This is a genomic window from Streptomyces glaucescens (assembly GCF_002154375.1).
Taxonomy (GTDB): domain Bacteria; phylum Actinomycetota; class Actinomycetes; order Streptomycetales; family Streptomycetaceae; genus Streptomyces; species Streptomyces glaucescens.
Map to the genome: position 1 here is coordinate 1 of NZ_MUND01000197.1, position 4,460 is coordinate 4,460.

The window sequence follows — 4,460 nt, forward strand, 5'->3', positions numbered from 1 at the left end:
GCCGGGGCGGCGCGCGGCGAGCCGCCGGGAGTACTCCCAGGGCGCGACCGTGTCCCCGGGACCGTGGAAGATCAGCACCGGCACCGTGAGGTCATCGGCGAACGCCGCCTCGTCGGCACGGTCGCCGAGCAGGCCGGTGCGGCCCTGCGCGGCGCGCACGGCGAGCGGCAGCAGGGCCCTCGGGGTGCGGCGGGCGGCGGCCAGGGCGCGCAGGGTGGATTCCCAGTGCAGCACCGGGGAGTCCAGCACCAGCGCGGCGATCCGGTCGCGGACGGCGGACCGGGCGGCGGCCCGCAGGGCCATGGTGGCGCCGGTGGACCAGCCGTGCAGGACGACGCGTTCGGCGCCGTGGAGGACGGCGTGGCGGATGGCGGCCTCCAGGTCGCGCCACTCGCTCTCGCCGAAGTGGTTCAGGCCGTCCGCGGGGCGCGGCGCGCCGAGGTCGCCGCGGTAGGCGGGGTCCAGGACCGGGAAGCGGTGGCGGTGCAAAAACTCCATGAGGTTCATGGGGTGCTCGCGGGTGGCGCCGAGTCCGTGCACCGTGATGACCCAGGTGTCCCGGGCGCCGGCGACGAACCAGGCGGGAAGGATGCCGAGTTCGCCGGGGACGTCCACGTCGGCGTGGTCGAGGCCGAGCGCGGAGCGCGGGTCGCCGATGTGGGCGTTCGGGGTCAGCCAGACCTTGTCGCCGGGTTCCAGGGTGCCGTGGGTGACGCGGTGCAGCCGGCGGACGACGGTGTCGACGGGGTGCGGGGCGGTGTCCAGGACGGGGCCGACCACCGCGTGCACGCCGTCTCCGGCGAGGCCGTAGGTGCCGGGGCGCAGGGAGGCGAGGTCCCTGGTGAGGGTGATGCGGCCCGCGGCCGTGGCGTGCACCGTGAGCCGGGGTTCGGTCGGCAGCGGGCGGCCCGGCGGCGCCTTGAGCGCGGCGTCGCTGGCGAACCGGCCGGCGGCCACCGCGGCGGCACCGGCGACGGTCATGGCGGTGACGGCAGCGGCCGTCGCTTTGACAGGGCGCACGGGTCCAGTGTCCGGGCGGGGACGGCGAGCGGCCAGTGGGGGGACGTGTTCCGGGTGAGGGTTTCCCCGCCGGGCGGGGCGGCGTGCGGCGCTCTCCCCGCTGCCGCCGGGCCGGGCGGCGTGCGGCTCCCGCGGCCGGGCGGGGGGAGGAGAACGGCACACGCGCCACCCCAGGTCGGCCGCGGCTCCCGGTGTCAGCCGCGCTGCCCGTACCCCTTGAGCCGCTCCGTGACGTCCGCCAGCTGGTCCGTCGACAGGAGGGACGGGGTCAGGCCGGGCACGGAGGACGCGGTGAGCCAGAGGCGGCACATCCACTCCAGCTGGGCCGTGCGGTCGTAGGCCTGGTCGAGGGTGGCGCCGTAGGTGACCGTGCCGTGGTTCTGGAGCAGGCAGCCGGAGCGGCCGTCGAGGGCGCGGAGCATGTTCTCGGCGAGGGCCTCGGTGCCGTAGGTCGCGTAGGGGGCGACCCGGACGGGTCCGCCGAGGGCGGCGGTCATGTAGTGGATCACCGGGAGTTCGGGGACGAGCGTCGAGACGGCCGTCGCGTGCACCGCGTGGGTGTGGACGACGGCGCGGGCGTCGGTGTGGCGGTAGACGGCGAGGTGCAGGGGCAGTTCGCTCGTCGGGACGAGGGTGCCGCGCACCTGGCGGCCGTCGAGGGCGACCGCGGTGAGGTCTGCGGGAGTGAGCCGGTCGTAGGGCACGCCCGACGGCGTGACCAGGACGGTGTCGCCGATCCGGACGGACACGTTGCCGGAGGTGCCGACGACCAGCCCGGCGGCGACGGTGCGCCGGGCCGTCGCGACCAGGGCCTCCCAGGCCCGGGCCGCCTCCTGGGGCACCTCGCGCACCTGCGGGTCCGCGCCGTCCGGCGGGCCCGCTCGGCCGTCGTCCCGCCGGTCCGCTCGCTGCTCAGCCATGACGCGATCCTGCCAGGCGAAGCCGTGATCGCGAACCGCCGGGGCGGGGGGACGGGCGGTCGGCCGCCACCGGGTGACGAGTATCTCGTCGGCGGGTCGGCGGACGGTCCGAGAGGTCTCGCGAAACGGCCTTCGGCGGTGCGGCGCGCGGGCTGCGCCGTCCCCGTCGGAAGGCCCTCACCGGGCCGGAGCGCCGTGGAATCGACGGGAAAAGCCCGGCCCTGCGCGAGTGACACCGTGATGCCCTTCCCAGTTCACCTTGCGTTCACCTGCGTTACCTACGTTCGACCAGCCAATGACCTCGAACGATTGCCTGGGTAAATGGAAGGCATCTCGCTGATCCTCGCGATTGTGGTGATAACCGCACTCGCGTTCGATTTCACGAACGGTTTCCACGACACCGCCAACGCGATGGCCACCACCATCTCGACCGGTGCGCTCAAGCCGAAGGTCGCGGTGGCCATGTCCGCCGTCCTCAACCTCGTCGGCGCCTTCCTCTCGGTGGAAGTCGCCAACACCATCTCCAAGGGCCTGGTCGACGAGAGCGGCATACGTCCCGAGGTCATCTTCGCGGCGCTGGTCGGCGCCATCCTGTGGAATCTGCTGACCTGGCTGGTGGGACTGCCGTCCTCCTCCTCGCACGCCCTCATGGGCGGCCTCATCGGCGCCACCATCGCCTCCGCGGGCGTCGGCGCCGTCCACGGCGACGTGCTGGTCACCAAGGTGCTGATCCCGGCGATAGCCGCCCCGCTGGTGGCGGGCATCGCCGCGATGATCGCGACCCGGCTGACCTACACCCTCGGCAAGAAGGCCGACGGCAAGGCCGCGGCCAAGGGCTACCGGGCCGGGCAGATCGCCTCCGCGGGCCTGGTCTCCCTGGCCCACGGCACCAACGACGCCCAGAAGACCATGGGCATCATCACCCTCGCCCTGGTCGCCGGCGGCACCCTCGCCCCCGACTCCGACCCGCCCACGTGGGTCATCCTCTCCGCGGGCGTCGCCATCGCCCTCGGCACCTACCTCGGCGGCTGGCGCATCATCCGCACCATGGGCAAGGGCCTCACCGACCTCCAGCCGCAGCAGGGCTTCGCCGCCCAGACCAGCGCCGCGACGGTCATCCTGGCCTCCTCCCACCTCGGCTTCTCCCTCTCCACCACGCACTCGGTCTCCGGTGCGGTGATGGGCGCGGGTCTCGGCCGCAAGGGCGGTGTGGTGCGCTGGTCCACCGCGACCCGCATGTTCGTCGCCTGGGGCCTGACCCTGCCGGCCGCCGCGCTGGTCGGCGCGCTCGCCGAATGGGTGACCAACTTCGGCGACTGGGGCACCGCGGTCGTCGCGGTCTTCCTCGTCGGTTCCAGCTTCGCGATCTGGAAGGTCTCCCGGCGCGAGGTCATCGACCACACCAACGTCAACGACGTCGACGAGACCGCCGAGCAGGAGTCGCCCGGCGTGGTGACCACCGCCATGGCCGCCGTGACGCCGCCGCCGACCGCTGCCGCGGCCGAGGAGCTGGCCGCCACCATCCCGGCCCCCGCCTCGCCCGCCAGCACGGACCCGGCGCCTTCGCAGGCCGCGGTCTGAGCCCCGCGCACCAGGTACCTAAGGAATCAGCAGCATGAAGATCGACTGGGCGGCCCTCGGCTCCGTCTTCGGCGTCAGCCTCGTGGTCACCGTGGCCCTCGTGGCCCTGTTCACCCTCGGCATCACCGGCCTGTCCCGCCGCGAGCGCGCGGCGGCGCAGGGCGGCTCGGCACCCCTCGCGGTCACCGGTGCGTACGCGTGCTTCGCGGCGTGTGCGGCGGCGGTGGCGTACGGGATCTATCTGATCGTGGCCTGAGCGGAGGACCGCTCGGGCGAGGGGCGCGTACGGGACGAGATCCCGTACGCGCCCCTCTTCGCGCGCCCGCTCACGGGGGGGCGTGTGGGGTTCTGCACACTCCCCTCTCGCAGGTCAACGGCAAGTTGACGGGTGTTCCGGCCCCGTGGTGGACTGCCGGAGCCATGTACGGCGGCAGGAGAGGAAGCCCGGTGCGAATCCGGCGCGGTCCCGCCACTGTGACCGGGGAAGAACCACCCCGGGAGCCAGGAACTCTCACCGCCGGTCTCGTCGAACCAGGGCGTGGACACCCTGAGTGAGGACATAACGCGATGCTCGGCTGCCGCCGTTCGAGGTTGAGGTTCAGCGCCACAGGTACCGCCGGCGGTACCGGGGCCCTGCCCGCTCCCGCGGCCGGCTGAGCCCGATGCGTGCCGATCGCGTCTTCGCGTACGGCGCCGCCGCCGGACTTCTCGGTGATCTGCTCCTCGGCGATCCGCGCCGCGGGCATCCGGTCGCCGCGTTCGGGCGAGCCGCGGGCGCCGTCGAACACGTGCTGTACCGCGACCACCGGGGCCGGGGCGCGCTGCACACCCTCGTGTGCGCCGGTGGCGCCGTGGCGCTGGGGGCGGCCGCCTCCCGCGTCGTACGCTCCTCCCCCGCCGCCTCCGTCGCGCTGACCGCCGCCGCCACCTGGGCCGTCG

General features: G+C 74.1%; 5 protein-coding genes and 1 riboswitch. Of the genes, 3 read left to right on the forward strand and 2 right to left on the reverse strand.

Annotated features, from left to right (window positions below):
* Both CCN42_RS14645 and CCN42_RS14650 read right to left on the reverse strand, forming a co-directional pair.
* The coding region (locus CCN42_RS14645) for an alpha/beta hydrolase family protein (protein WP_107427593.1) at window positions 1–1,020 on the reverse strand (1,020 nt) is incomplete at its 3' end.
* 194 nt (window positions 1,021–1,214) lie between these two features.
* The gene (locus CCN42_RS14650) at window positions 1,215–1,940 is read right to left on the reverse strand and encodes a class II aldolase/adducin family protein (protein ID WP_086736026.1); all 726 of its coding nucleotides are present in this window, start codon (window positions 1,938–1,940) and stop codon (window positions 1,215–1,217) included.
* 321 nt (window positions 1,941–2,261) lie between these two features.
* Between CCN42_RS14650 and CCN42_RS14655 the strand changes: the two genes are divergently transcribed.
* The 3 genes from CCN42_RS14655 to CCN42_RS14665 form a co-directional block, all read left to right on the forward strand.
* Window positions 2,262–3,521, forward strand: coding sequence for an inorganic phosphate transporter (locus CCN42_RS14655; protein ID WP_086736028.1), 1,260 nt, complete (start codon window positions 2,262–2,264; stop codon window positions 3,519–3,521).
* 34 nt (window positions 3,522–3,555) lie between these two features.
* On the forward strand, window positions 3,556–3,777 hold the full coding sequence (locus tag CCN42_RS14660; RefSeq protein WP_043499653.1) for a hypothetical protein: 222 nt from the start codon (window positions 3,556–3,558) through the stop codon (window positions 3,775–3,777).
* 132 nt (window positions 3,778–3,909) lie between these two features.
* Window positions 3,910–4,051, forward strand: a riboswitch (cobalamin riboswitch).
* A 132-nt stretch (window positions 4,052–4,183) separates the two neighbouring features.
* Window positions 4,184–4,460 (forward strand): cobalamin biosynthesis protein (locus CCN42_RS14665; protein WP_211294709.1); only part of this gene is annotated, 277 nt, incomplete at its 3' end.

Coding starts and splice junctions, on each gene's coding strand:
- CCN42_RS14660 (WP_043499653.1), top strand. CDS start 3,556: ATGAAGATCGACTGGGCGGCCCTCGGCTCCGTCTTCGGCGTCAGCCTC.
- CCN42_RS14650 (WP_086736026.1), bottom strand. CDS start 1,940: ATGGCTGAGCAGCGAGCGGACCGGCGGGACGACGGCCGAGCGGGCCCG.
- CCN42_RS14655 (WP_086736028.1), top strand. CDS start 2,262: ATGGAAGGCATCTCGCTGATCCTCGCGATTGTGGTGATAACCGCACTC.